Here is a 25,142-nt window from a genome sequence, read left to right as displayed (position 1 = left end):
AAACTCTAACTTTGTATTGTATTGAGCCAATTCATTAAATCAGCTTCTGTGGCGAAATCTAGTAATACTTCACCCAAGTCTTCCAACTGAGCTAGGGACAACTCTTGTAGGCGAGATTGTAACTGAGAATTAATTGAACCAAGGCGACGAGTTAATAGACGCGTCACTAGCCTCAGTTGTGATTGTCTTCCTTGTTCAATACCTTCTTGTATACCTTCTTGTATACCTTCTTGTATGCCTTCTTGTATACCTTGTTCTCTTCCTTCTTGGAGTCCCTCTTGGAGAATTTCTTGATAAATAGTAGATTCTCTCATATCTTCTCTCCTCAAAAACTGACGAATGAGTCCTGGCTCAAATACCAACCCTGCTAAAAGTTGGGTACATACTGAGATACTTTGTTTGATGGCTGCTTCTTCAATCATACTCACTTGAACTGCCACTTGTCGGAGTAGATTTTCAGGAGAATCTGTTCGCGCCAAAGTTGCCAGAGGTAATAAACCAGGAGATGCTAACAACAGTTCTGGATCTTGTTCCCAGATTCGGATGACGCGGTAGCGGTGGGTAGTATTGCGGCTAGTAAATTGATCTACAAATACTGCTTCTGAATTTGTGGGTTTCAGAAAAATTACTACCTGTTCTATATCACAATTGTATTGTCGATATAGCCGCACCCAATAGTCCAGCATCCGCAGTGGCAAGGGTGGAGTTGATGCTGGTAAGGTTTGAAACTCTAAATGCAGTATTTGATTGGCAGTTTGCAAAAAGGTTACTGAATCGGCACGGATTGGTTCTTGATTTAATTCTGTTTTGAGAATCTGGATATCCGTTGCTTCAGATGCAAGTAAGTAGCGGATAAAATCTTCTGGATACTGTTCAACCAGATATTTCAGGGTGTTGTCGTATGTCACTGTGATATCTGAAATTTATGTAGAGATATGGCGACACCATATCTCTACATAGTTTGTCCACAAAAAATTTTAGCGTAGATGTTGTTGGTTATTAGCGCTACTTTGGGGCAAACAATTTCCGCGATCGCGCTAACATTTAAATTTGGCGTTTTATCAAAACTACAGTGTCAAAGAATGAGCATTTGTCTCAATCAATTTCGCCAAATCTTGCAAGAATGCCGCAGCATGGGCACCGTAAATAATCCGGTGGTCTGAAGTAATATTTACTTGCATTTGTTGGCGCACGGCAAATAAACCGTTGGGTGTTGCTACCACTTGCGGGCGGGATGCACCGATCGCTAAAATTGAACCTTGTCCAGGTGGTAAAATCGCATCAAATGTATCTACGCCAAACATCCCTAAGTTCGATAGGGTAAAAGTACCGCTGTTATATTCTTGGGGTTGTAGTTGTTTGGTTCTGGCACGCTCTACTAAAGACTTCCAAGTACGCGATAGAGAATAAATATCCACTGCGTCTGCATTTTGCAACACAGGTGTAATTAATCCGCCATCATCCATCGCCACTGCTACAGAAATGTTGATATCAGAATGATAGACAATTCCTTGGTCTGAGTAGCTAGCATTCAAAAGTGGATGTTTTTGTAATGTTACCGCTACAGCTTTCGCCAGTAGCGCCGTCATCGTTACGCCTTTGGATTTAATTTGTTTATAAAGCTTGTCTAGCTCATCAGTGGTAATGGTGTAACCAACGCGGAACACAGGCACAGATAGAGTAGCTACCATGTTCCGTACTACCGCATTTTGGAAGGTAGTTAGAGGCACAATTGAACCAGGAGCAACTGCCGCCACTGGTGTGGGTGCGGGTGCTGGTGTTGGTGGTGCAGGGGGCGCTACTGGGGTCACAGTTGGTGTTGGTGGGGCAGCAACTGGGGTGGGGGCGGGTTGCTTACCTTTATTAACAGTTGCTTCCACATCTTCGGCGACAATGCGGCCGTGGGGTCCACTACCTTTAAGTGTAGTCAAATCAACTTTGAGTTCTTTGGCTAACTTGCGGGCACGGGGTGAAACTACAAGTCTTCCTTCCTTGTGGTTAGAGCCATTTTGAGACGCCGTAGCAGGTGTTCCAACTGAGGCGGTGGCGGGAACTGGTTCAGGAGAAGAGGTAGTACTAGCAGCCGCGCCGCCGGAATTGGCAAGAGATTTCGCAGTTTCAATTTCCGCTTCGGTTTCGGCAATAAAGGCGATCGCAGATCCTACCGGGGCAGTTTCACCAGCTTGCACTATGATATGGGCAAGAAATCCTTCATAAAAGGTTTCTACATCCATATCTGCCTTATCTGACTCTACAACCACCACTGTTTCGCCTTTTTCCACTTTGTCCCCTGGCGATTTCACCCAGGAGACTATTTTGCCTTCGGTCATGGTAGAACTCAGCGCCGGCATAAATACTTCGTGAATGCTCATAGGGTGGTTTGGGAATCAATGGTTTATGGACTTTAACAGCTTTAGTCAGATCGAATTGTATCTTGAGAAAAGAATTTTGGATTGGAGATTTTATATTTTAGGTTGGGAATGGGGCATTGGGCATGGGGCATGGGGGATGAGGGAGATGAGGGAGATGAGGGAGATGAGGGAGATGGGGGAGAATTACTCTAAACTCCTAATTCCTAACTTTTAACTCCTCACGGGCTAAACGCCCCGCTACCGTTAACAGCATTCTCAATGCCCAATGCCCCAGGAACCTAAATCTGACTTAGAGGTCTATACTACAGAGTTATCCTCAATGGTTAGTTAATATCTCGTTTTGGCTGTTGGCTTTCAAAAAACACCACGAGTGTCTCACAAATCAAATAGGATTGCTACAGATGAAATATATTTATATTCCTCATACCACTGCTTGAGATAGAGGAGCTTCTTAGAGGTAGACGATATGAGATGCAGTTCAATCTAGAATTCAAAATTGGTAATTAACCTGTTTGAAATTCGTGTTTACTTTTATGTCGGCAAAGTTGAAATTGTTTTTGATTGTGGTATTGACAGTCTTTGCCACTGCTGGCGCTGGAATTTATATTACTGGGCGTCAGCAATCTGCACCGATTGTTGACAATGTTCATGGCCAACCCCACCAGGTGAGAGCGATACATCAATCTCAGGAGGTTGTGGCATACTCAGAGCGTTCCAGCTATAAAACTATACCCTTAGAAAGTCTCAACTCATCTCTCCAAGGTAGTGATCCTGCGACCCTCGCCCTGAATGCTTTTGACGATATACCATCGGTGGGAGGAACGCGAAAGGTAGAGGTAGCTTATCCAGAACGAAATCAAGCCTTGGTGACGATTACACAAATCAAGCAGGGTAATAATTCTGTTGGTACAGTTAAATATCGAGTGGAGATGACAACCTTTGGGCGATCGCTTTTTATTAGTTCACCTCCAGTGTGGCAAATTATTTGGGCTGGGGTGAGGAATTAGTTAGGAGTTAAATAGTTAGGAGTTGGGAGTGACGAGTGAGGTAGAGACGCGATTAATCGCGTCTGTACAGGAGTTAAAAGTCAGGAATTGAGAATTTCAACTCATAACTCATAACTCATAACTCATAACTTTAATTAAATGTCGCCGCGAATTTCTTCGACAACGCCATCGCGTAGAACAATTTCGACTTGCATTTTGCTAATCAAGTTATCTCCGGTTTCTACCTTGAAAAAGCCTTCCATTTGGAATTGGTTGACTTCTTGATCTTGTTGGAGAAACTGCACTTGCTGGAGGTTTTGCAGCAACTGGTTTTTCTGTTCTAGGAATTCACTTTTCTTTTGATTGACTTGGAGTTGGATATTGTCAATTTGTTGGAGGGTCTGGGGTCCGGGTGGTTGCAGACTCTGCTTTTGAATTGCAGCGATCGCTCTTTGTCCTTCGACATCTAGCTGTTGCAGTTGTTGGTCAAGTTGATTGATCTGTGCTTGCAGCTGCTGTTGTACTTCCTCTTTCCAGAGGGGAGTAACAATCACTTTAACGTTGACGACGCGTTTCAGGAGCAAATGAGATTTGGAGACATCCATAAATATTTCACGTTCACTCTTATAGTTGGCGGGTGGAATTATCAGGCAAACATGCCGTCAATAATATCGCGATAGCGTTCCACGACGATGTGTCGTCGAACTTTCAGTGTTTGAGTCATCAAGCCGTTTTCGATGGAAAACGGTTCCAGTATGAATTTGAACGACCCGATGCGGTCATCCGGCCGATAGCCTGGACGATTTTGCACTTCACGATTTAATTCTTGGCGAAATAAATCCTGGATCATTTTACTCTCCAAGTCAATTTTTTCACCGAATGAGGAAGTTACCCGATCGCTTTCTATATCCAGTGTCAAATTTTGAGTTGCTGCCCATTTTTCTAAGGCTTCGAGATTGGGGACAATTAAGGCTCCCAAGCTGCGCTGATCTTGGCCGACAAGCATAATTTGATCGATGTAGGGCGATCGCAAACACGCGTCTTCGATGGGCTGTGGTTCGATATTTTCCCCGTTAGTCAAGACAATCGTATCCTTCGCCCTGCCAGTTAGCACTAAGTCGTTTTGTGGTGTCAGCCAACCCAAATCGCCGCTATCAAACCAGCCTTCAGGGTCAATTGCTTTGGCTGTGGCTTGGGGATTTTGGTAATAGCCTTGCATAATCTGCGGCCCCCTTAACAATACCAAGCCTCGCTTTTCTACTGGCAAAGGCGCTTTTGTCTCAGGGTCTACGATTTTAGCTTCTGTTGCGGGGAGTGGTAGCCCGGATGCGCCAATCAAATTTCGCCAAGGACGACGCACATGGGTAACAGGAGAAGTTTCTGTCAAGCCATAGCCTTGCAAAATCTGCACACCAATAATTTCAAAAAAGTTATCGATGTGTCTGGGAAGCGCACCGCCGCCGCTAATCATCTGCTTGACTCGTCCGCCTGTGGCTTCCCGCACTTTGGCATAAACCAGTCGTTCTCCCAATTTATGCAGGGGTAACAAAGCTGTTGCGAGTATGGTAGCTGCAAATCGTTCCACGGCTGAGGCATGAAGATTATTTAAATCCAATCCCTGGGCAACTCTTTGCGCTTTAATATATTTTTCGCTGATGCCTAATAAAAATTTAATTAGGCGTTGCTTTTTGGCTGGTTGTTCGCGGAACTGTTTTTGCACTCCTTCATAAATCGATTCCCACAAACGCGGTACACCCACCATGTAGTTGGGTTTAAATTGTCTCAAATCTCCTTTTACGGAGCGCAAGTTAGTATAAACTTGCGTGCAACCTTGAGATAGTAGGTAGTATTCAACAGTTCGTTCGTAGCTGTGCCACGAAGGCAGGATACTGAGAACCATGTCCCCCGGATTTGGTTGCAATACTGTGCCAAATGTTATCACTTGGTGCATCAAGTTACTATAAGACAGCATCACACCTTTGGGTTTGCCGGTGGTGCCAGAGGTGTAAATTAGGGTTGCTAGGGCGTCACGATTTTGCTTGACTGGCACAAAATTATGATTTGCCCCAATTTCAATCAATTGGGCAAAATTTAGCACCTCAAGGGGTGTTTCCGTGGGTGGTGCTTCATCTGAAAGTAAAACGACGAATTGAATTGGTAGATCGTTGAGGCGATCTTGCAGTTTTTTAAGTGTCTTTAAATCTTCAAGTACCAGTGCTGTGCTACCACTATTGGCGATGATGAACAGCAGTTCTTCTTTTTCAGCTTGGGAGCTACGGACGGCATCAACTCCTCCAGCAGTCATGATACCTTGATCGGCAATAAACCACCGAGGACTGTTGTCAGAAATTAAGGAAATGCGATCGCCTAGTTTGATTCCCAACGCCTGCAACCCAGCAGCAAATAGTTGTATTTTCTCTGCCAACTGGGTATAAGTAATCACTGTTTCTGGTTTAGCGTGGGGGTTGTGCAGGGCAACAACATCACCAAATTGCTTAGCTGCCAAAGGCCAAATTTCTGGTAGCGATTCCACACTTGTGTAATCTATCACCCGCTTTAATGCTTGGCGTTCTCGCTCACCGATGTTAGATAAAAAAGAAGACGCGGTTTGGGTTTTTGACATAACACCTTACCTAAAGATTTTTAACTGATTGCTTTTCTTTGCTTATTTTGTCATTCCGCTACAATAACCGTCCTCATTATCCACATTCCCTTTTGTGTATGATGATTCCAGGAATTCTCACTTTATATTTACAAAAATTTATGTTAAGATTGATTTACATAGACTGCAAGCTATGGATTGTGTTTGCAGTTAGAAATAGCGATGTCTCCGACGGGCTACGCCTACTTTTCACAGGGGATGATTACCTATGAATTCCATAGAAGCAACACTGCTAACGCTGATCAATATTGCTGCCTGCATGGCGTTACCTAAACTGATAGCTATATTTACGGCTAATAAAACCAAACTTACTGAATTGTCGGCGAATAGTTCAGAATTACAAACAGCTAAAGTTAAACTTACGAGTTTTCCCTATTGTACAGCTTACCCATTGACAGGTAGCCAATACTGCAAATTTAGTCCTGATTTTTGCGATCGGTGTTCTCCGAATTGATAGACTATTTTAACGCAAGTAGCGGTCAATCGATTTTGGATTTTGGATTTTGGATTTTGGATTGACCCCGACCACGTTAGCGTAGCGGGACGAAGTACGGGTGCGGGGCATTATGATTTTAAATTTTGGATTTTGGATTTGTTCCGTCCACTAAGGACGGGGCATGTAGCTTGCTTCTGGGTTCGCGTAGCGTTCCGCAGGAAAGGAGTACCAAAAAATCTCAAATCGGCAATCTAAAATCTAAAATTGGCATGGTCAAGGGTTTGAGCCGCCGACTAGGAGAAAATTTAATTAATTTTACATTGTGTAATTTAGTTTAATTGATTATTGCATACTTACTTATAGGCAAGTAATTTTCTAGTTAAGCCAGTATAATTACTAATTACCGTGTCAAGATAACGAAAACTTGGTAAACCAAGTTTTCGTTATCTCTGTGTTCTCTAAGCCTGGAGTGGTTCGTTCTTTGCCCCTCAAAATTCGGTTGTCAGACTACTTAGTAGTCTGTCAATCAACAAATGATGGGTACTGGGAGTCTTGGCACAGGCTTAATGAGATGAGGAGTGGTGATTAACCCCATAGCCAAACGCTACCGTGTATACACGAGTCTGAAGTAGTTGATGAATCCGGGTTTTACCCCACCCTAACCCTCCCCGTTTATTGGGGAGGGAACTAGATTTTCCGGTTTCCCCCCAAGATATCGGGGGGATTAAGGGGCGTGATTTGACTTGTGTGTACACCGTAGATAGCCAAACGGGGGAATTAAAATCAGGATGCTTTGTGTCTTGTTGTTAGCAATCTGGACAAACTATTAGTTCAAAATAACAGGTTTCACTATGAATCGGAAACAGATCGCAGAGTTTTCTCTCGAAGATGGCACGAAGTTTTTAGCTGAAGTTGATGAACCAGAAAATAGCAATGCTTTGACACGTGTTGCCAGATCGGACACTGGACAAATGGTTGTTGAAGCTAAAAAGAAATTTGACGAGGTATTAGATCAAATACAACCTGTAGCTTCAGCAATTATCACCAAACTGAGTCAGATGAATACACCTGCCGATGAGGTAGAGGTGAAGTTTGGGATTAAGTTAAATGCTGCTGCGGGTGCAATTTTCACTTCTGTAAGTGGTGAAGCTAACTACGAAATTACCTTGAAATGGAAGCAAGACAAGGCATAGTATGGTAGCGAGTACAGATAATTATATTCAAATTTTTAGATCGGCGATCGCCAGAATTTTTCATGCTAATGGTGCGGTAGCTGGTGTAGGTTTTTTAGTCTCTGGGCGGACTGGAAATTATATCCTGACATGCGCTCACGTTGTTACCTCAGTTCTATCTTTACCAGAAGATATAGTTGCAGCTCCTAATAATGATATTTATTTAGATTTTCCCCTAATTGCATCAGGGCAACAACTAAAAGCTAAAGTTGTTTTTTGGCAACCCGTTGTCAGTAATGTATCAACTTCTAAGCCTGAAGATATTGCCGGGTTGGAAATAGAAGGGCAGTTGCCTAAAGAAGCCCAACCAATCAAGTTAATAAAAGCTAGCAATATTTGGGAGCATCCTTTCCGCATATTTGGTTTTCCTCACGGACACAATGATGGCGTTTGGGCTACAGGTGTGTTGCGAGACAGCCAAGGAAAGGGATGGGTGCAACTCGAAGACAGTAAGGTAACCGGCTACAGGATAGAAGCAGGCTTTAGTGGTGCGCCTATATGGGATGAAACCCTTGTAGGAGTGGTTGGGATGGCAGTGGCGGCGGAGAAACAGCGAGAAGATATCAAGACTGCTTTTATGATTCCCGTGGATGTATTGAGCCAAGCATGGGATGAAATAGCTTTGTCGATTTCGCCAAATGCACATACCCAGACTACTAAGAGCAGAGTACAACAACTCAAAATCAAAACTTTGCAACAACGCTTTGATGTTCTAAGTAGTGATTATGAGGCAGCGTACAATCAGCTTAACTATACACTGAGTGCTGGCGATCGCAATATCATCCAACGCCAAATCAACAGCATACTACAAGAACTTGAGCAAGTAGAAAGCGAACTTAATGCCATAAGCAATTAATTTAATTTTTAAATGCAATGAACAATTCTTCAGATTTACGCAAGAACTATATAGAACGGGTAATAGCCAATTTAAAAACTGATATTGAAACTATCAGCAAGCAAATATTGCGGACACTTGATGATGTAGAGAAGAACAAATTGCAAAGGCAAATTGATGATAAATTCGATGAAATGGCAAAAGCTGAATCAGAATTAAACGAACTGAATAGAGAATCTATAGAGCTTGAGTCTGATAAAATTCCATTCACTAATCGCGATGATGCAATTAGTGAGATTACAGCAATTAATTCTCCTCCTTATCGTCTGGTAACAGCTCCTGAAGGTTACGGAAAAACAGAATTTCTCAAACAGATTATGGGGCGGTTTCAAGAATTGCAATGGTGTTGTGCTTATGCTTCGATGTCTAGTTATGAAAGTATTGAAGATTTAGAAAAACGATTAGCAAATTCTCTCCAACTTCCCCTCCCAGAAGGATATGAATTAAATTCGGGAGATCGTTTAGGCTTACTATTGCATAGAAATTGGGCTAAATGTCAATCCCAGGGAAAAAAAGGTATTGTGCTGCTAATCGATTTAGATGGAAATGCCCCACCAAAGCAACGTTTAAACGAAATTTTTAATGACTTTCAGAAATTTGTAGGGAGAATTGAAAGATGCTTGAAAGAATTACAGTTCTTTAAAGATAATTCTCGGAGACTTCGAGTTGTAATTGCCGCTCGCTGTCTGATTGATATCCCTTTAGATCGCACTTTTCCGAGACTAATACTCTCTCCTTTTAACTGGGAAGTGATTCAGGATACAGCAACAAAATATCTCAAGCCAATCGAGATGACTTCCGAAAGTCTTGCTCTACTTTCAGGACACTTACTGTATTTAACTGGCGGACACCCAGGGGGAATTGCTGAAGCACTAAAAGTTTATCGCAGTGGTGCTTATACAGTTAGTTGGTTTTTAAACAGTTATGGCAACCAACTATGGGAAAAAAAGCTCAAAAAGTGTAGAGACCAAATTAAAGAAACCTTGACAACGGAAAATAATCATCTCTACGAATCAATTGAAAAATTGAGTATATTTCCTATACTCAATGGTACTTGGGTATTAAAAGAAGCCGTTCGGAGATTTCAATTACCTTTCAGTGATGATAGTTTTAAGTTAAACGCTGAACTGACAAAGACATCTATTTTTACTCGTGACAAAACCATTATCAAAGATGGTATGACACGGCGGCTACTAGTTATTGGTCTTCTGAGAGAAACTTCGCCTGATAACTTTCAAAAACTTTGTAGCGAAGCAGCTCAAATTTGCTGGGAATATATTCATGAACTGAAATCAAAGAATAATTCTGCTGTTGCGGGTACTTGGTCTATGCAGTATTTTTTTCAAAGCCTGCAACAACACGCTGGATTTATTAATTTTGGTGCTAATAGTCTGGCTTATCGACAAAAACTCCGCCAAGATTTCTTTGATAAAACCGTTGAAGAAACTCTGGAAATATTCCGCAATACAGACCGAGAGCAAATGCATGAATTTCTTTATACGCTCAAATCTGAAGTAGAAAATGACTGGGAATTTCAGTTTCTTGTCAATTACTATCTGCACAATGACGAATATAATGATACACCCTACAGAGATTTAATTCAGAAGCTTGATGAAGCAATTCAAAATAATTAATTGGGGAGTGGGGAGTGGGGAATGGGGAATATGTGGATTGAGTTTTTGCAAAAATTAAATAGGAATTATATAGGACTGGTATTTGATTTTTGAAGAAACTCCATAAACTCGGAAAAGCTGATTCACTATTCCCCATTCCCTACTCCCTACTCCCTACCTACACAAATAAGTTCAAAAATTAAATAGGAGTTTGATATTATGTCTGAACTAGAAAAATTAGAGTTTGTTGGTCGTGAAGAACATCTAAATCGAATAATTTCCCTTGTTCAGGAGCCTAATAAGCTGCATGTCATTTTGGTGGAGGGTAGAGGTGGAATTGGCAAAACTTGGTTGCTGCGTGCATTACAATGCCGCCTCAATCAAATTCAGATTGGGACAAGTGAAATTATTGATTGCGATATCCCTGTTTTTAATGATGCAGAAGATTTATACACTCAAATCGCCAAACAATTATACGATTCTACTTATCAACAATGGTTGCTCCGGTTACGACAACTGCGAGAAGATGAAAATTGCATCAGTCGAATCGCATATAAACAAGAACGCGGACAACTTGAAAAGTTCTTAGTCGATGAAATTAATCGCAAGTCCAGCCAACAGAGACTAGTATTTCTAATTGATACTGTTGAGAAGTTAGGACAACCAGAAGTCAGAGAGAAAGTTTGGCAGCATGTCGGCAATTTATGCCATCAACTAAACAATGCCGTATTTATTTTAGCAGGTCGCCCTAATATTGGCCGCCAAATTTTAGAAAATTCATTCAACAAAGAAGAATTAATTTCTTTGGAACTAAATGAATTTACTCGTGAGGATGTGCGGACTTACATTCTTTCCAAGGAGGAGCAGCTTCACTTTACTCTCGGACAAGACTTGGCTCAAAAACTCATAGTTCTTTCTGGTGGCAGCCCGATCATGATTGAATTTGGGGTAGAGTATGCTTATCGGGAAGTCATACCAGATTGGTTAGAAAGTGAAGATATAGAAACTATTCCAGGTAGGTTAGAAAAAACTGGTGGATTTGAAGCTGAAATGGTTCGACATATTACGCAGCTTCGCACATCAATGGACCGGCTAACTCTGTTGCTTTCACGCATCTACCCATTAGATAGCTCTGATATTGCGAATTTATTAGAAATATCAAAAGAAGATGCCGAAAAATTATTTATTGATGCACAGAGCTACTTTTTTATTAAACCAGTAGTCGGTGGTTCTCAAATATCATTGCATGATATTGTACGAGACTTGGTTGACAAATATGTATGGACAGATATTGACCCGGATTTTGAATGGAGAAAACGAGATAGTCGGATTGCTGCCCAATATTTCAAGCAAAAAGATTATGAACTAGGCCCACACAAAAGAATATTGGAGGTTCAACATTCCTCTGATAATTCTCAGAAAGTCGCTAGCATCGAGTTTCTCATTGAAGAAGTGAAACAATTGCGGGAATTTAATACTAGCCGATGGCTATGGAATGCTTTATATGCCGATCCGATTGTTGGTTTTGATACTTGGTATGAAATTACTAATACGATACGTACTCAAGCCAAGAAATTTAGCTTTGTTAATCAATTATTGGCAATTGTCAAACAGTTTGAAACAGAGCTAAACCCCGATCAAAAACTGAAAATGATTATTTTTGAATCCAGGATTGTTCACGCACTGAAAGACAAGTGTGCAACAGAAGATGAGGTGAAAAAGCTAGAGGTAATACTATCGGAACTATCTTCTAATTCTGCTCATCAAGCAGATATTTGCAATGTCTTGGGAATGTTGAATGCCAAGTTACATCTTTATGACGAAGCTTTGAAATATCAGCAAAAGTGTTTATCGCTAGTCCAACGTAACAAACTATCAGCTATTCCTGGTGTAGCTAATCAAGTTGGTTATCTTTATCGACAACTCAACAACTTTGAGGAAGCTGAAAAATATTACAAACTAGGTTGGGATGCTGCTATGGAAGTTGACACTCCTAATAAAGGTTTAACTCAAGTTATGGCTAGTATTCAAAATAATTTGGGATTTTTATATGGACAACAAAAAAATCATGTCAAGGCTGAACAGTGTTTTAAGGCTGCTATTGATATGTGGTCGAGTGTTGAAAGTGAACGCGAAATAGCTGACGCCGAAATTGCCTCTGCTAGTATTTGGGTAGATGATGGTAACTATGTTAAAGCTAAACAATTACTTGAGAGAGCATTAAGCCGTTGCAACAATGAGGAAAATGATAATCGAATATTGTGTAGGGCATATTTTCAGTTAGGCTTAAATCAGTGGTTTAGTGCTGAAATACGAAATGAAGCCGTTTGGGATGTGACACAGGTAGAGTGGGATCTCAATCTGCTTTCTCAAGCTCAAGATGCTTTAGAAAAAAGCCTGAAACTAGCAGAGAAATACGGACGTGAAGAGGAGTTACCTGGAATTTTGCACCAAGCTGCCAGTGTCTATTGGCATCTTGGGTTTCAAACAGGCGATCGCTCTTTGTGTGAACAAGCTCTAAAACTCAACGATCGCTCTTATCAGACTAGTCTAGAATACAACGATATGCGATATGCCATTGATAGCCTCGTAGGTAAAGCAGAGTTTGATTATTACGCAAAAGCCTACGAGCATATTTCAGATTATGCACGGGAACTTAGCGATCGCTTCCAATCCTATGAAAATATCCATACCCTATACTTTGGTCGTATATTACGAATAGAAGGTGATGTTGCATTTCAACAAGCTAACTACGATTTTGCTTTTAGTAAATATGCTCAAGGAATACCCAAAATCTTTCAACATGGAGGTTTCGGTCCATATTCGATCCAACATGAGCTAAATTTACTCCAAAAGAAAATCGAACGGTTACCTATAGAACTTTCTAAAACTTTGATCCAGCAACTCAAATCTCAGTGGCAAGATCATAAAGCTCTCAAGGAATGGTGCGATCAACAAATGTTTCTGACTAGAATCCGTGCAACAAAATAGCCATCTTCTCATGCTTAGTAAAAAAATTGATCGACCCCAAATCTTAGTTTCTCTCAATTCTAGCTATGTACCGACTGGGCAATGCGACTGTGATGGAGGGGACTGTGCCTGTGACTTATCCCCTCTAGCAGAATTAAGCTCAGATATGCGATTATCTTTGGGGATGTCGGAAACAGAGTTTGTGAGAGTTCCCAACTCGCAGATGATGAATTTAGATAATACTTATTCTATTTGTTATGGTACTCATCATCAAGCAGCAGTTCTGAATAAATCAGCACTAGATTTATTAGATAAATTTACAATTCCTCATAAATTAAATGATATTGGAATCGAGGATTTTCACCTTGATCCAACAGACTTACAGACAGCTATTGCGGAACTATATCAAGCACGTTTAATTGCACCCAAGAATAATTGCTCATTGAATTTAAATGAAATCCCAGAAACTTTAACAGCATGGTTGCATATCACCGATCGCTGTAATTTAAGATGCGATTATTGTTATCTTCCTCATTTAGCAAAAGATATGTCAATAGATATCGGTAGAGCAGCTATTGAATCTACATTTCGCTCTGCTACCTTAAATAGTTACCGCCGCGTCAAACTCAAATATGCAGGAGGAGAAGCATTACTCTGCTCTCCCTTAATTAAGGATCTCCATTTGTATGCTCAATCTCTTAGCAAACAAACAGACATTATATTAGATGGAGTTGTTCTCAGTAATGGAACATTGATTATGCCTGAGATTATTGAGATGCTGCAAACATTGAATCTGCGTCTGATGATTTCACTAGATGGATTAGCAGATTTTCACAATATTCAACGTTCTTATGCAGGCGGCAAGGGATCGTTTCAAGATGTTGAACGAGGTATTAAGATTGCTTTACAAAATGGTCTGACACCAGATATTTCCATCACGGTTACTGGGCGAAACGCAGAAGGTTTACCCGATGTTCTGGAATGGATATTGGAATATAATCTGCCCTTTAGTTTAAATTTCTATCGTGAAAATGAACTGTCTGCTTCTTACGAAGACTTGCAATTAGAAGAATCTCGGCTGATTGAGGGAATGTTGGCAGCGTTCAAAGTTATCGAATTAAAATTACCTAATCGAAGTTTACTAGGTTCATTGATCGATCGCGCCAATTTATCGTTTCCTCATAAACGCACTTGTGGAGTTGGGCAAAGTTATCTGGTATTTGATTACAAAGGGCAAATTGCTAAATGCCAGATGCAGCTACATAAAACTGTGTCCTCAGTTGATATTCAAGATCCTTTAACTGTTGTGCGACAAGATAAAGTAGGTATTCAGAATTTATCAGTTGAGGAAAAAGAAGGTTGTCGTACATGTGAGTGGAAATATTGGTGTACAGGTGGTTGTCCTTTGGCAACCTTTAAGGCTACAGGGCGTTATGATATTCAATCTCCAAATTGCAATATTTACAAAACTTTATATCCTGAAGCTGTCCGATTGGAGGGTTTACGGCTTCTCAAATATAGTTACCCAAGTAATACCAATTCTCCATAACAATGCACTGAATTTTTATTAAACATAGAATTATTATCTGCCATTTTAGTAACTTAGTATTTCTTATCCTAAATTAAGCTACACTTTGTTTTGATAAGATATCAACTTTATGTGCAGCAAACTTTGTCAAATGTGATTTTATGCAATTTTCAGTACAAAATTAACATATTTAATATTATTTAATACTTTAAAATGGGTCAGTGCAGCGAAATAACGCTATTTTTTAGCGACTGAGATTAGGATTACTCAGAATTCCGACAAGCACTCTGACTAATTCTTCTAAACCTTCTGGAACGCGATAAAGTTTAGTGTCTTCTATGATATGTTTTTCTTGTCTTTGCAGTATTCCAAATTTCCAATTATATCCATTTGTCACCGCTCCATATAATATAGCATTAGGGGAATCTACCCACTGGTCTAGTGCTAATAATTCTATCGCCAATTGATTAAATCCTCTTTTTAAATCTGATTGTTTAGCCTCAATAACTAAAAGTGAATTCTGGGAAACTAGGTAATAATCAAATGTACCTTTAAGCTGTTCGTTAACATTAACACTGTATTCAATATAAAGAATAGATTGCGTTTGGTCGCAAATTTCTACAAGAATAGGAGAAATTAACATTTCTCTAATAGCTATTTCTGCAACTGAATCAAAAATGGATATATTTCTTTGAAGATAGCGCTTTAAAAATTCTAAATATGTTATTTCCCCTAGATAATTAGGCAGTTCCAGGATCTTCTTTTCATAGCTACAATCAAAATCTGCAAGAATATCTTTGGTTGTATAAGGTAGTTCAAAATATTTGCTAAATGTATAGCTTTGTCCAGGTTGGATAATCCGGTTACTAGTCATGTTCTACTTTCTGGTTTTAGTTATGATTTAAGTTTAGCTAAATATAGAACTCCTATTTAATTGTTTAAAATTGAATTATTTTTAAATTGTTAAGATTTATATATTATTGTTAACATATAGTTTATAGTTAAACCTATATTGCTCTACATGTAAACACCAAGTTACAAAACCTGTTTTATCTGAGGATATATTAAAAACTCGATAGTTACCATTAGATCAAAATATATTTAGTTAGCTTATAACCAATAAAAGAAATCTAAAATACTGTTTTTAAGCAATTGTACTAATTTTGCTTCAAACTAGTAATTATAGAACCCATTTGACATCTTGTGAGGTTTTGAATTAAGGTACTCCTCAGCATCTAAAATCCAATACTAATGGCGTATTCCAGCAACCTCACTGATGCAGAATGGGAAATTTTTGAACCCTTATTGCAAGAGATATTACCGACTAAGAAGCAGACTCGACCGACCAACTGGCCAAAGCGAGATATCTTCAATGGAATTCTCTATCAACTAAAAAATGGATGCAATTGGCAAGACTTACCTAAAGACCTCCCCCCTTATTCCACTGTATATTGGCACTACAAACAGTGGCGAGCAGCCGGGGTATTTGAGGAACTGATGAGTGTCTTACATGGACAAGTGCGTGAACAGGTAAAAAAAAAACCGCACTGGACGACATTGATCATCATTGACTCCCAAGCAGTGAAAAATACCTGCAACGCCAGTGTGGAGTCGAAAGGTTTTTGCTTCTACAAAGCCACCAACGGTATTAAAAGGCATTTGGCTATTGACACCCTTGGGTTTCCCTTTTTTACGCTCTGTACTCGCGCCAATGTCTCGGATGATGCCGGATTAATTGAGATGTTTACTCTCAACATCGACTACTTCAAGTCAAAACCTATCGATATTCCCAAGATTACTATCCTGCTAGATCATGGGTATCACCCAGAATATTTGACTCAGGAGTTAGAGCGAATTTACCCAGAGATCATGACCAAAATTCAGTTTCAACTTTCTACGAAACCCTCAAAACAAGAGAAAGCGGCACAAGGAAAATCTGGATTTGTTCCGGCAATAGCTAGATGGGTGATCGAACGCTCCAATGCTTGGATGGAGCGCTGTAAAATTCTGGTTAAGAACTTTGAACGAACCCTGGTTAGTGCCACTGCCAAACTCAATATCTGCTTCATCAGGCTAATGATTAAGAGGCTTGCAGCACCTTCTTAGATGTCAAATGGGTTCTATATTAAATACATGTTTTACAAACAGGGGAGATAACATCATGAGTTTGATAGATGGTTTATTAATGACGCTGCTTAGTACTGTTGCTTGTCTAGCCCTACCTAAGCTACTATCTGTAATTCTGTCTGCGAAAAACGAGAACACTGTACCATCGCCGTCTGGTGAAATCTCCTAAGATTCCAACTCGGAAATGCCCAGCTTTTCTTAAGATAGGCTGATTGTTTCTAGATATCGCCTTGATGAGGATAAAATATAATTATTGGTGCAAGGCGATATTTGATTCAAAAACGAGAGTTTGATTATTTTAGGACTTACGCAAAATCATGAAAAAACGAACCGCAAAGGACGCAAAGGACACAAAGAAATAAGAGTTTCAGAGAGTTTTTGCGTAAGTCCTATATTTATTATTTTTTTGTTGTTGCTGTAGTTATTTTAGGTCTGACGATAATAAAAAATGCCAGCAAAGTAAAAACTAACATTTGCCAAGTTACCAAATTCCAGCCTCCAATATTCCAGCAGAATAGACCAATGCTAGTACCTACAGCACCGCCGATAAAATAGGTAGTCATGTAGACTGTGTTGATGCGACTATTTGATTGAGGATCAAGAGTGTATATCCTGGCGACGTTGGTGACCTGAGTTGCTTGTACACCTACATCTACTAACAATACAGCAACAGCGATCGCCAGTGCAGAATTAGAAGCAATTTTAGCAATTACTAAACTTGCAATCACCATCGATACCGCAACAGTCAAGGAACGTTGGGAGTTACCGCCATCGGCTAGTTTACCAAAAATTGGCGCCATCAATGCACCTGCGATCGCCACTAAGCCATACATCCCAATTGTGTCAGATCTAAAATTAAAAGGCGCTCCGCTTAAATGGAAAGTCAGCGTTGTCCAAAATGAGCAAAAGACACCAAACAATAACGCACTAATTAAAGACGTTTCTCTTAATAATGAAAAACGTTTTAATTGGTAAAGTGTTGATTTTAATAATTCCCAATAATAACCATTAAACTCATTTTTGACATTAGGCAAATATATATTTAATAAGACAGTAACAATTAAAATCATTCCTGCCGAAAATCCATATACATAACGCCAATTCAACAATTCAGCAATATATCCACTAACAACCCTTGCTCCTAAAACTCCAATCAATATCCCAGTAAAAATATTGCCTACAGTTTGGCCTGTGGTTACTCTATCTATACTTGCTGCTAAGGGAAGAATAACCTGGGCTGAGACTGTCGTAATTCCAATTGCGATGCTCAATATCCAAACTTCGACGATGTTTTGTGCAAACGTCATTGCTATCAACAAACAAAACAAACATGCCAATAAGCAAAGAATTAATTTTTTCTTGTTGATTTTATCGCCCAAGGGGATTAAAAAGAAAAGCCCAAAACCGTAACCAACTTGCGAAAGCACAGATATGCTACCGGCTTCACTTTCACTGACTCCAAAAGAAGATGCAATATCTTTGAGGATTGGCTGATTATAATAAACATTGGCTACACAGACACCAGCTGCGATCGCCATAATCAGTACTTGGACTTTAGTTAATCCATTACTTGGGATTTGTTTTTCCATTCAACCTAAAATTTATACAGGAAAAAACTGGTTTACAGTACAGCTAAAACCAGGTAATAAGGGAGAAATTATATTATCATTACTAAATAGAGTTGCTACCAACTTAAGTTGATTATCTTCGCGTCGATAGACCTCTAGTTTACGCGATCGCCAATCAGCAATCCAATATTCTTTTACTCCTCTGGTAGAATAAAGTTTAAGTTTTGCTTCCTTATCTCGTCTTAGGTCTTCGTTGCTGCTAGACAAAACTTCGACTACTAAATCTGGTGCGCCAGTTAAATGTCCCGCTTCATCCAATGTTAGCGCCAAGGTTTCTTTAGTAACCCAAACTACATCAGGAATCACATTATCTGATTCTGAAAACAAAACGCCGGGGTTGATTACAGCTTCCCCTAAACCAGTAGACTCTGACCAAACATCAAGTTGTCCAAAAATTCGCCCACAAGTTTGCTGATGTTTGAAATGAGGTGCCCTAGTCACAAATAATTCTCCATCAACTATCTCGTAGCGCGTCCCTTCATTTTCTGCGAAGAGTTGCACATCGTGAGTTGTCCAGCGTACTCCTGTATTAAGCATCTGACTCATCAGCTAACTCCTTTTATCTTGTTCTTGTATTTTAAGGTAATTGTTGACTGTTAGCTGTTGACCGTTGACCAATTAACTTTTGACTTGCGATTTTGGCGCCGCCATTTACTCGCAGAAAGTAATTTTTGACTCATCGGCTAACTCTTGGAATCTCACTCTTATATTTTAATTAGAAAATCTTAACAATTTAGGAGTCAAAATACCTTACAGCATCTTGCTACAGGAGCCAGAATAGTTAAAGAATTAGAAAAACATTTGATGCATAAATAATTAATCAAAAAAATTACTCAAATGTGTAGCCCTTCTCTTAACAAGCACTTAACGCCCACAAGCTCGATAATATGACTCAAGTCCAAGTCGAACCCAAACTATACAGCTTCGATGAATTTATCAGCTGGTATCCCGAAAATTCAGAGGTACGATACGAATTGCATGATGGAGTAATTATCGAAATGCCCAAGCCAAGGGGAAAACATTCAAATCTAACAGGTTCCCTGATTGAGCAACTATTGATAATTATTAGACAGAGTGGCTTTGGAGGCATATGGACTATTCCCAGAGAATCAATCGTCAAACCTAAACGGGAAAAATCAGGTTACGAGCCAGATATCATTGTTTTAAAAAAAGAAGTTCTTGGGGATGAACCCCGGTGGGAAAGCGAATCGATTATTCAAAATCCTGATTCTGTCAAATTAATCGTCGAAGTGGTTTCAACTAATTGGCGTGACGATTACTACGATAAAGTTCGAGATTATGAACAAATGGGCATCGAAGAATATTGGATTATCGATTATACAGCACTGGGAGCGAGAAAGTTCATTGGTAACCCCAAGCAACCGACAATTTTTGTTTGTAACTTGGTTGACGGAGAATATCAGATGACTTCATTTACAGCAAATACGACTATTGTTTCCCCAATATTTCCCCAATTCAACTTAACTGCACAACAAATTTTTGATTTGGCTTCATAGGCAAGCATTTACAGCAGATTGCAGATTGGTGAGGTACGGTTTATCGTAGGGTAGCACAGCTGTGCTACCCTACCCGTGTACCTCATTTACTTGAAAAATGCTGTAATTTTCACTTGCGATTTTCGCGCCGCCACTTACTCCGTACTAAGCGAATTTCATCAAAAGTGTAGCTTTCACCTAGTTGTTCTTTAATGGGAGTGAGGGAAATGTCACCGAGTACTTCTAAAACTTGCCAAATTTTTTGTTGATGTTCTATAGGTACTAATTGATTTAAATCAATCGGCTGATTTTTCTCAATTAATTTTTCTAGATGATTGCTAATTGTTGCTGGACTAAGGTTGCGTTTTTGGGCAATTTGAGCGATATTTAAACCTTGCTGATGTAATTGTAATGTCTGCAATTCAGTGTAAGATGAAGATGAGTTGGGAGAGGATGCATAATTATTAGTAACCGATTTATTTTGCAAACCTTTTTCTTGGCGGTAGGCGCGAATTTCTGTAAGAAACTTTTCGCCATATTGAGCGAGTTTGTGACTACCTACACCAGAAAGTTTGGCAAATTCAGCTAAGGTTTGGGGTTGTACCTGTACCATCAATTTTAAAGTGGAATCGTGGAAGATGACGTAAGGTGGTACAGATTGCTCATCAGCTAATTGTTTACGTAGCGATCGCAACTTCTGTAATAATATTTCTGCAACTTCTGCTTTTTCACTTCCCTGTTCCCCGGTAATTTTTTGGACTGTGGTTACAGCTAGGGAAACTGTGCGTTGTTTTCGCATTACTTCCCAACTTAAGGCATTGAGTTTTAAAACTGAGTAACCATCGCTAGTTTGTTCTAGTAGTCCTTGATGTAAAAGCGATCGCCCCAACATTCGCCATTCATCTACAGTTCTATCTTTACCAATACCATAAGTAGAAAGTTTATCGTGTTCGTACTGGAGAATTTTGTCTTTTTTTGCCCCCCGCAACACATCAATTATGTGTAGCATCCCAAACCTTTCTTTGCAACGCGCCACACAAGATAAAAACTTCATGGCTTCAATTGTCCAATCTTGCATGGGTTTGGGATGACGACAATTGTCACAGTTCCCGCAATTTCCCGGAAACCTTTCGCCAAAATAACCCAGTTGAATCGTTCGCCGACAATCAGTACCTTCAGCGTAATCGATCATCTGCCGTAGTTGTTGTTTAGCAATCAACTGTTCTTGAGGATCAGTTTTTTGATCGATACTCCATTCAATTGTTTTAACATCACCAAAGCTGAAAAATATTGTACACCGAGATGGTTCTCCGTCTCTACCTGCCCTACCAGATTCTTGATAATAACTTTCTATATTTCTGGGCATATCAAAGTGAACTACCAACCGCACATCGGGTTTATTAATTCCCATGCCAAAGGCGATTGTTGCCACCATCACCCGGACATCATCTCGAATAAATCGCGTTTGATTGCTGCTGCGTTCTTCATCAGTTAATCCGGCGTGATAAGGCAAAACAACAACTTTATCATTTTGCAGTTTAAAAGTGAGTTCATCAACTTTTTTCCGAGTTAAACAATAAATAATTGTCGAACCTTCAGTTTCTCGAATTAGTTCTAACAATTCAGCGTAAGCATATTTACTTTTCGGACGAACTTCGTAATAAAGATTTTCCCGGTTAAAACTGGCAAGATGGATGCTAGGTTGCTTTAATCCTAGTTGTTGAATAATATCACTACGGACGCGATCGGTGGCTGTGGCGGTGAGGGCGACTGTAGGGATATCAGGATAGCGTTTGCGCAGAGATTTTAATTGGCGATATTCTGGACGAAAATCGTGTCCCCATTCCGAAACGCAGTGTGCTTCATCAATAGCAAAGCTAGAAATACCGATTTTTTCTTTAACTAAATCGAGAAACGGGAGAAACCTTTCACTGAGGAGACGTTCAGGGGCGACGTATAGTAATTTTACTTTACCGTTGAGGATGGCTTCTTCCCGCGATCGCACCTGATACCCATTCAAACTACTATTAAGAAATGTGGCGCTAATATTATTATTTCGCAGTGCTTCCACTTGGTCTTGCATCAAAGCAATTAACGGCGACACCACCACCGTTAGCCCATTTCTTAACAACGCTGGTAACTGAAAACACAAAGATTTTCCGCCACCCGTAGGCATCACAACCATTAAATCCCGATTTTGCAGCGCATCTTCGATAATTTGCCGTTGTCCGGGGCGGAATCTATCATAACCGAAGTGATATTTTAGCGCTTGTTCGAGATGGGGATACTGAAGCATGGCGATCGCTTTTTTGCAGGCGTTCTGCGTGGATTAAGTAAGTTTAGTCAAAAAAAGTGAGATATATTTTTAATAATCTTAGCTTTCTCGTTGAATTTGTGTAACTTAACAATTACTAATTGTCGCCGATCGCAAAAACTCAGGCTAAGATTGGAAAACGCGGTAGGAGGTCATGGTGTCAAAAACTTTTCCATCATAGCTTGTAGTGTTGCTACAAGCTCTAACAACACTAGAAATAGTGATTTGGAAAGTTCTAACAACACGATCTAATACCGTTACTCTTCCGTAACCTGAATTTTCACGGGGTCTGAAAACTCTATTTGAGAAAGAGTAAGGATGTGACAATGCTAGAAGGAATTTGTGAAATTCCAAAATTTAAGCTGAACAAGTGTGTTTTCCCTAAATCCTTACACTTTCTTGATTCATATGCCGTGAAAAGTTAGACGGTAATAATATTTCCTGAAGTTCTGAGTGGAGGCTTCCTCCCCTCAGAATTTTTTAATGAAAACAAAATTCGCGTTGTATAATTGCGGGATGAAGGCAGGGCTGTTTCATTCCCCAAAGAGCTTTAAAAATCAAGGGTTATAGCAATTAAAAATTGGTTATTTTATTACCAGCGTGCCCAGAAAATGAACTATTTTACTGATATTTCAATGTTTAAATGTTCATCTCATCGTCACCCTTACTTACAATTTTCTCGCTAACCATCTTGAAAAATCCTGTTTGAAATGGAATAAAACAGCCCTGCTGCAATCAAGGGGCGTTGTAAGATGACTATACTTTAGAGTGAAATAATCAAGCTTTTCCAGAGCTACATCACCCGCGTCACAGATAGAATTCATATATGAACCCTACACAAGAAAAACTAAAACTTCAGTTTGAGCAGGCTTTAGTCGCGGCTTTTGGCGCTGAATTCGCTGGAACAGATCCTATTTTGGTTGCTGCTAGTAATCCTAAATTTGGTGATTATCAGGCAAATGTGGCTTTATCCTTGAGCAAAAAGAAAGGATTGCAACCAAGAGTAATTGCATCTGCCATAGTTGAGAAATTAGATGTATCCGAAATCTGCGAACCGCCAGAAATCGCTGGCCCAGGATTTATCAATCTGAAACTCAAAACAGCATACCTAGAAGCACAACTCAACGCTATTCAAGCAGATTCCAGGTTAGGAATCCCAATGGCGAAAACACCACAACGCGAAATTGTGGATTTTTCTAGTCCGAATATTGCTAAAGAAATGCACGTTGGGCATTTGCGTTCTACAATTATCGGTGATGCGATCGCCCGTATTCTCGAATTTCAAGGACACGATGTCCTGCGGTTAAATCATGTAGGTGATTGGGGTACGCAATTTGGCATGTTAATTGCCTATCTGCGGGAAGTTTACCCCCAAGCCCTGACCACTGCTAATGCTTTAGATATTGGCGATTTAGTAACTTTTTACCGCCAAGCCAAGCAGCGGTTTGATGCAGACGAAGCTTTTCAAGAAACAGCACGCCAAGAAGTTGTCAGATTACAAGCAGGTGCCCAAGACACACTCCATGCTTGGAAATTACTGTGCGAACAATCACGCCGGGAGTTTCAAGTAATTTATGATTTGTTGGATATCAAGTTAATTGAACGAGGCGAATCTTTCTACAATGCCTTACTACCAGGAGTTGTAGAAGATTTAGACAAATCTGGATTACTGGTAGAAAATCAAGGCGCAAAATGTGTTTTTCTCGAAGGGTTTACAAATAGAGAAGGTGAACCGCTACCTTTAATTGTGCAGAAATCCGATGGCGGTTATAACTACGCCACTACAGATTTAGCATCCCTCCGTTACCGGATTCAGCAGGATGAAGCAAAACGAATAATTTATGTAACGGATGCTGGACAAGCAAACCACTTTGCCCAATTTTTGCAGGTAGCACGCAAAGCCGGATGGATTCCCGATGATGTGGAATTAGTGCATGTACCCTTTGGGTTGGTGTTAGGAGAAGACGGTAAGAAATTCAAGACTCGTTCTGGCGATACTGTACGATTGCGGGATTTGTTAGATGAAGCGATCGCTCGTTGTCATGCGGATCTAAAAGCTAGATTACAAGAAGAAGAACGCGAAGAAACTGAAGAATTTATTAATGAAGTTGCCAACGTAGTTGGAATTAGTGCAGTTAAGTATGCAGATTTAAGCCAAAACCGCACTAGTAACTACGTTTTCAGCTACGAAAAAATGCTAGATCTCAAAGGCAATACTGCGCCTTATATGCTATATGCTTATGCGCGGATTCAGGGAATTAGCCGCAAGGGTGAAATTAACTTTGAAGAGCTAGGAAATAATGCCGTTCTGTTAGAGCATGAAACCGAATTAGCCCTGGCAAAATATTTACTTCAACTCGATGAAGTTATTAGTACTGTAGAGCAAGATTTATTGCCCCATCGGTTATGTGAATATTTGTATGAACTGAGTAAAAAGTTTAATCAGTTTTATGACCGCAATCAAGGAGTTCGGGTGCTGGATGCCGAGGAACCGCAGCGAACATCCCGCTTGATTCTGTGTGATTTGACTGCTAGAACCCTGAAGTTGGGATTATCTTTGTTGGGTATTCAGGTATTAGAAAGGATGTAATATGGCGGTTCCCATTCAGATGCAGTACAACATCCGCAAGGTGTAGGGGCACGGCACTGCCGTGCCCTTACAGGTGGGGAGCAACGGGATTTTGTGAGCAGGGGGAGCAGGGGGAGCAGGGGAGGCAGGGGGAGACAAAGAAATAAGTTTATTCATGGATATCGAGGTAGTAAAAAATACTAAAGATTTCTCTTTACTCCCCCTCCTTCCCCTGCCTCCCCTGCCTCCCCTGCTAAGTTCATGATGATCTCACTTTTTCGCGTTGCTCCCTTACAGGTGTACCTCACCCTTGT

The 25,142-nt window shown here is 40.1% G+C and carries 19 protein-coding genes; 11 read left to right on the top strand and 8 right to left on the bottom strand.

Annotation, left to right across the window (positions count from 1 at the left end; all coding sequences use genetic code 11):
• Window positions 1-5: 5 nt before the first annotated feature.
• Window positions 6-908: an Rpn family recombination-promoting nuclease/putative transposase gene (locus tag IQ276_RS07845; protein ID WP_193920569.1), complete on the bottom strand. Its 903-nt coding sequence runs from the start codon at window positions 906-908 to the stop codon at window positions 6-8.
• Window positions 909-1,067: 159 nt separating this feature from the next.
• Window positions 1,068-2,372 carry a dihydrolipoamide acetyltransferase family protein gene (locus tag IQ276_RS07840; protein ID WP_190875859.1) on the bottom strand — a complete coding sequence of 435 codons (1,305 nt, stop codon included), beginning with the start codon at window positions 2,370-2,372 and terminating at the stop codon, window positions 1,068-1,070.
• Window positions 2,373-2,905: 533 nt separating this feature from the next.
• On the opposite strand from IQ276_RS07840, the gene IQ276_RS07835 reads away from it, so the two are divergent.
• Window positions 2,906-3,379 carry a hypothetical protein gene (locus tag IQ276_RS07835; protein ID WP_193920375.1) on the top strand — a complete coding sequence of 158 codons (474 nt, stop codon included), beginning with the start codon at window positions 2,906-2,908 and terminating at the stop codon, window positions 3,377-3,379.
• A gap of 134 nt (window positions 3,380-3,513) precedes the next feature.
• Here IQ276_RS07835 and IQ276_RS07830 read toward each other — a convergent pair whose 3' ends face one another.
• Both IQ276_RS07830 and IQ276_RS07825 read right to left on the bottom strand, forming a co-directional pair.
• Complete coding sequence (locus tag IQ276_RS07830) at window positions 3,514-3,963, bottom strand: YlqD family protein (protein ID WP_073643840.1); 450 nt, start codon at window positions 3,961-3,963, stop codon at window positions 3,514-3,516.
• 41 nt (window positions 3,964-4,004) lie between these two features.
• Entirely contained in the window at window positions 4,005-5,981 is a 1,977-nt protein-coding gene (locus tag IQ276_RS07825) for an AMP-dependent synthetase/ligase (protein ID WP_193920377.1), read from the bottom strand.
• 247 nt (window positions 5,982-6,228) lie between these two features.
• Here IQ276_RS07825 and IQ276_RS07820 point away from each other — a divergent pair, with 247 nt between their 5' ends.
• From IQ276_RS07820 to IQ276_RS07795, 6 genes are all read left to right on the top strand, one after another.
• Complete coding sequence (locus IQ276_RS07820; protein WP_190875862.1) at window positions 6,229-6,474, top strand: hypothetical protein; 246 nt, start codon at window positions 6,229-6,231, stop codon at window positions 6,472-6,474.
• A gap of 833 nt (window positions 6,475-7,307) precedes the next feature.
• Window positions 7,308-7,649, top strand: a complete 342-nt coding sequence (locus IQ276_RS07815; RefSeq protein ID WP_193920379.1) for a CU044_2847 family protein — start codon at window positions 7,308-7,310, stop codon at window positions 7,647-7,649.
• A gap of 1 nt (window position 7,650) precedes the next feature.
• Window positions 7,651-8,544 carry a trypsin-like peptidase domain-containing protein gene (locus IQ276_RS07810; protein WP_193920381.1) on the top strand — a complete coding sequence of 298 codons (894 nt, stop codon included), beginning with the start codon at window positions 7,651-7,653 and terminating at the stop codon, window positions 8,542-8,544.
• Window positions 8,545-8,561: 17 nt separating this feature from the next.
• The gene (locus IQ276_RS07805; protein ID WP_193920383.1) at window positions 8,562-10,217 is read left to right on the top strand and encodes a hypothetical protein; all 1,656 of its coding nucleotides are present in this window, start codon (window positions 8,562-8,564) and stop codon (window positions 10,215-10,217) included.
• 198 nt (window positions 10,218-10,415) lie between these two features.
• The gene (locus IQ276_RS07800) at window positions 10,416-13,187 is read left to right on the top strand and encodes a tetratricopeptide repeat protein (RefSeq protein WP_235115514.1); all 2,772 of its coding nucleotides are present in this window, start codon (window positions 10,416-10,418) and stop codon (window positions 13,185-13,187) included.
• Between the two features lie 10 nt (window positions 13,188-13,197).
• Window positions 13,198-14,715: a radical SAM/SPASM domain-containing protein gene (locus IQ276_RS07795; protein WP_193922618.1), complete on the top strand. Its 1,518-nt coding sequence runs from the start codon at window positions 13,198-13,200 to the stop codon at window positions 14,713-14,715.
• 223 nt (window positions 14,716-14,938) lie between these two features.
• On the opposite strand, the gene IQ276_RS07790 is transcribed toward IQ276_RS07795, so the two are convergent.
• The gene (locus tag IQ276_RS07790; protein ID WP_221707620.1) at window positions 14,939-15,568 is read right to left on the bottom strand and encodes a hypothetical protein; all 630 of its coding nucleotides are present in this window, start codon (window positions 15,566-15,568) and stop codon (window positions 14,939-14,941) included.
• Window positions 15,569-15,945: 377 nt separating this feature from the next.
• Here IQ276_RS07790 and IQ276_RS07785 point away from each other — a divergent pair, with 377 nt between their 5' ends.
• Both IQ276_RS07785 and IQ276_RS40130 read left to right on the top strand, forming a co-directional pair.
• Complete coding sequence (locus IQ276_RS07785) at window positions 15,946-16,800, top strand: IS5 family transposase (protein ID WP_235115308.1); 855 nt, start codon at window positions 15,946-15,948, stop codon at window positions 16,798-16,800.
• 55 nt (window positions 16,801-16,855) lie between these two features.
• Complete coding sequence (locus IQ276_RS40130) at window positions 16,856-16,990, top strand: hypothetical protein (protein ID WP_255264314.1); 135 nt, start codon at window positions 16,856-16,858, stop codon at window positions 16,988-16,990.
• A 229-nt stretch (window positions 16,991-17,219) separates the two neighbouring features.
• Here IQ276_RS40130 and IQ276_RS07780 read toward each other — a convergent pair whose 3' ends face one another.
• Both IQ276_RS07780 and IQ276_RS07775 read right to left on the bottom strand, forming a co-directional pair.
• The gene (locus tag IQ276_RS07780; RefSeq protein WP_193920213.1) at window positions 17,220-18,410 is read right to left on the bottom strand and encodes an MFS transporter; all 1,191 of its coding nucleotides are present in this window, start codon (window positions 18,408-18,410) and stop codon (window positions 17,220-17,222) included.
• A 12-nt stretch (window positions 18,411-18,422) separates the two neighbouring features.
• Window positions 18,423-18,995, bottom strand: coding sequence for a Uma2 family endonuclease (locus IQ276_RS07775; protein WP_193920216.1), 573 nt, complete (start codon window positions 18,993-18,995; stop codon window positions 18,423-18,425).
• 341 nt (window positions 18,996-19,336) lie between these two features.
• Between IQ276_RS07775 and IQ276_RS07770 the strand changes: the two genes are divergently transcribed.
• Window positions 19,337-19,966, top strand: coding sequence for a Uma2 family endonuclease (locus IQ276_RS07770; RefSeq protein ID WP_193920218.1), 630 nt, complete (start codon window positions 19,337-19,339; stop codon window positions 19,964-19,966).
• A 109-nt stretch (window positions 19,967-20,075) separates the two neighbouring features.
• On the opposite strand, the gene recQ is transcribed toward IQ276_RS07770, so the two are convergent.
• The gene (gene recQ / locus IQ276_RS07765; RefSeq protein WP_193920220.1) at window positions 20,076-22,241 is read right to left on the bottom strand and encodes a DNA helicase RecQ; all 2,166 of its coding nucleotides are present in this window, start codon (window positions 22,239-22,241) and stop codon (window positions 20,076-20,078) included.
• Window positions 22,242-23,085: 844 nt separating this feature from the next.
• Here recQ and argS point away from each other — a divergent pair.
• Complete coding sequence (gene argS, locus IQ276_RS07760) at window positions 23,086-24,849, top strand: arginine--tRNA ligase (RefSeq protein ID WP_190875874.1); 1,764 nt, start codon at window positions 23,086-23,088, stop codon at window positions 24,847-24,849.
• Window positions 24,850-25,142 lie beyond the last annotated feature (293 nt).

Source organism: Desmonostoc muscorum LEGE 12446 (assembly GCF_015207005.2).
GTDB lineage: Bacteria > Cyanobacteriota > Cyanobacteriia > Cyanobacteriales > Nostocaceae > Nostoc > Nostoc muscorum.
The sequence above is the reverse complement of the archived record's forward strand: the minus strand, read 5'-3'. Positions and strand labels throughout refer to the sequence as shown.

What these genes read in the sequence shown, in the direction of transcription:
- IQ276_RS07785 (WP_235115308.1), top strand. Translation starts at nt 15,946, where the DNA reads ATGGCGTATTCCAGCAACCTCACTGATGCAGAATGGGAAATTTTTGAA.
- recQ (WP_193920220.1), bottom strand. Translation starts at nt 22,241, where the DNA reads ATGCTTCAGTATCCCCATCTCGAACAAGCGCTAAAATATCACTTCGGT.
- IQ276_RS07805 (WP_193920383.1), top strand. Translation starts at nt 8,562, where the DNA reads ATGAACAATTCTTCAGATTTACGCAAGAACTATATAGAACGGGTAATA.
- IQ276_RS07810 (WP_193920381.1), top strand. Translation starts at nt 7,651, where the DNA reads ATGGTAGCGAGTACAGATAATTATATTCAAATTTTTAGATCGGCGATC.
- IQ276_RS07835 (WP_193920375.1), top strand. Translation starts at nt 2,906, where the DNA reads ATGTCGGCAAAGTTGAAATTGTTTTTGATTGTGGTATTGACAGTCTTT.
- IQ276_RS07830 (WP_073643840.1), bottom strand. Translation starts at nt 3,963, where the DNA reads ATGGATGTCTCCAAATCTCATTTGCTCCTGAAACGCGTCGTCAACGTT.
- IQ276_RS40130 (WP_255264314.1), top strand. Translation starts at nt 16,856, where the DNA reads ATGAGTTTGATAGATGGTTTATTAATGACGCTGCTTAGTACTGTTGCT.
- IQ276_RS07780 (WP_193920213.1), bottom strand. Translation starts at nt 18,410, where the DNA reads ATGGAAAAACAAATCCCAAGTAATGGATTAACTAAAGTCCAAGTACTG.
- IQ276_RS07820 (WP_190875862.1), top strand. Translation starts at nt 6,229, where the DNA reads ATGAATTCCATAGAAGCAACACTGCTAACGCTGATCAATATTGCTGCC.
- IQ276_RS07790 (WP_221707620.1), bottom strand. Translation starts at nt 15,568, where the DNA reads ATGACTAGTAACCGGATTATCCAACCTGGACAAAGCTATACATTTAGC.
- argS (WP_190875874.1), top strand. Translation starts at nt 23,086, where the DNA reads ATGAACCCTACACAAGAAAAACTAAAACTTCAGTTTGAGCAGGCTTTA.
- IQ276_RS07795 (WP_193922618.1), top strand. Translation starts at nt 13,198, where the DNA reads ATGCTTAGTAAAAAAATTGATCGACCCCAAATCTTAGTTTCTCTCAAT.
- IQ276_RS07775 (WP_193920216.1), bottom strand. Translation starts at nt 18,995, where the DNA reads ATGAGTCAGATGCTTAATACAGGAGTACGCTGGACAACTCACGATGTG.
- IQ276_RS07770 (WP_193920218.1), top strand. Translation starts at nt 19,337, where the DNA reads ATGACTCAAGTCCAAGTCGAACCCAAACTATACAGCTTCGATGAATTT.
- IQ276_RS07800 (WP_235115514.1), top strand. Translation starts at nt 10,416, where the DNA reads ATGTCTGAACTAGAAAAATTAGAGTTTGTTGGTCGTGAAGAACATCTA.
- IQ276_RS07825 (WP_193920377.1), bottom strand. Translation starts at nt 5,981, where the DNA reads ATGTCAAAAACCCAAACCGCGTCTTCTTTTTTATCTAACATCGGTGAG.
- IQ276_RS07815 (WP_193920379.1), top strand. Translation starts at nt 7,308, where the DNA reads ATGAATCGGAAACAGATCGCAGAGTTTTCTCTCGAAGATGGCACGAAG.
- IQ276_RS07840 (WP_190875859.1), bottom strand. Translation starts at nt 2,372, where the DNA reads ATGAGCATTCACGAAGTATTTATGCCGGCGCTGAGTTCTACCATGACC.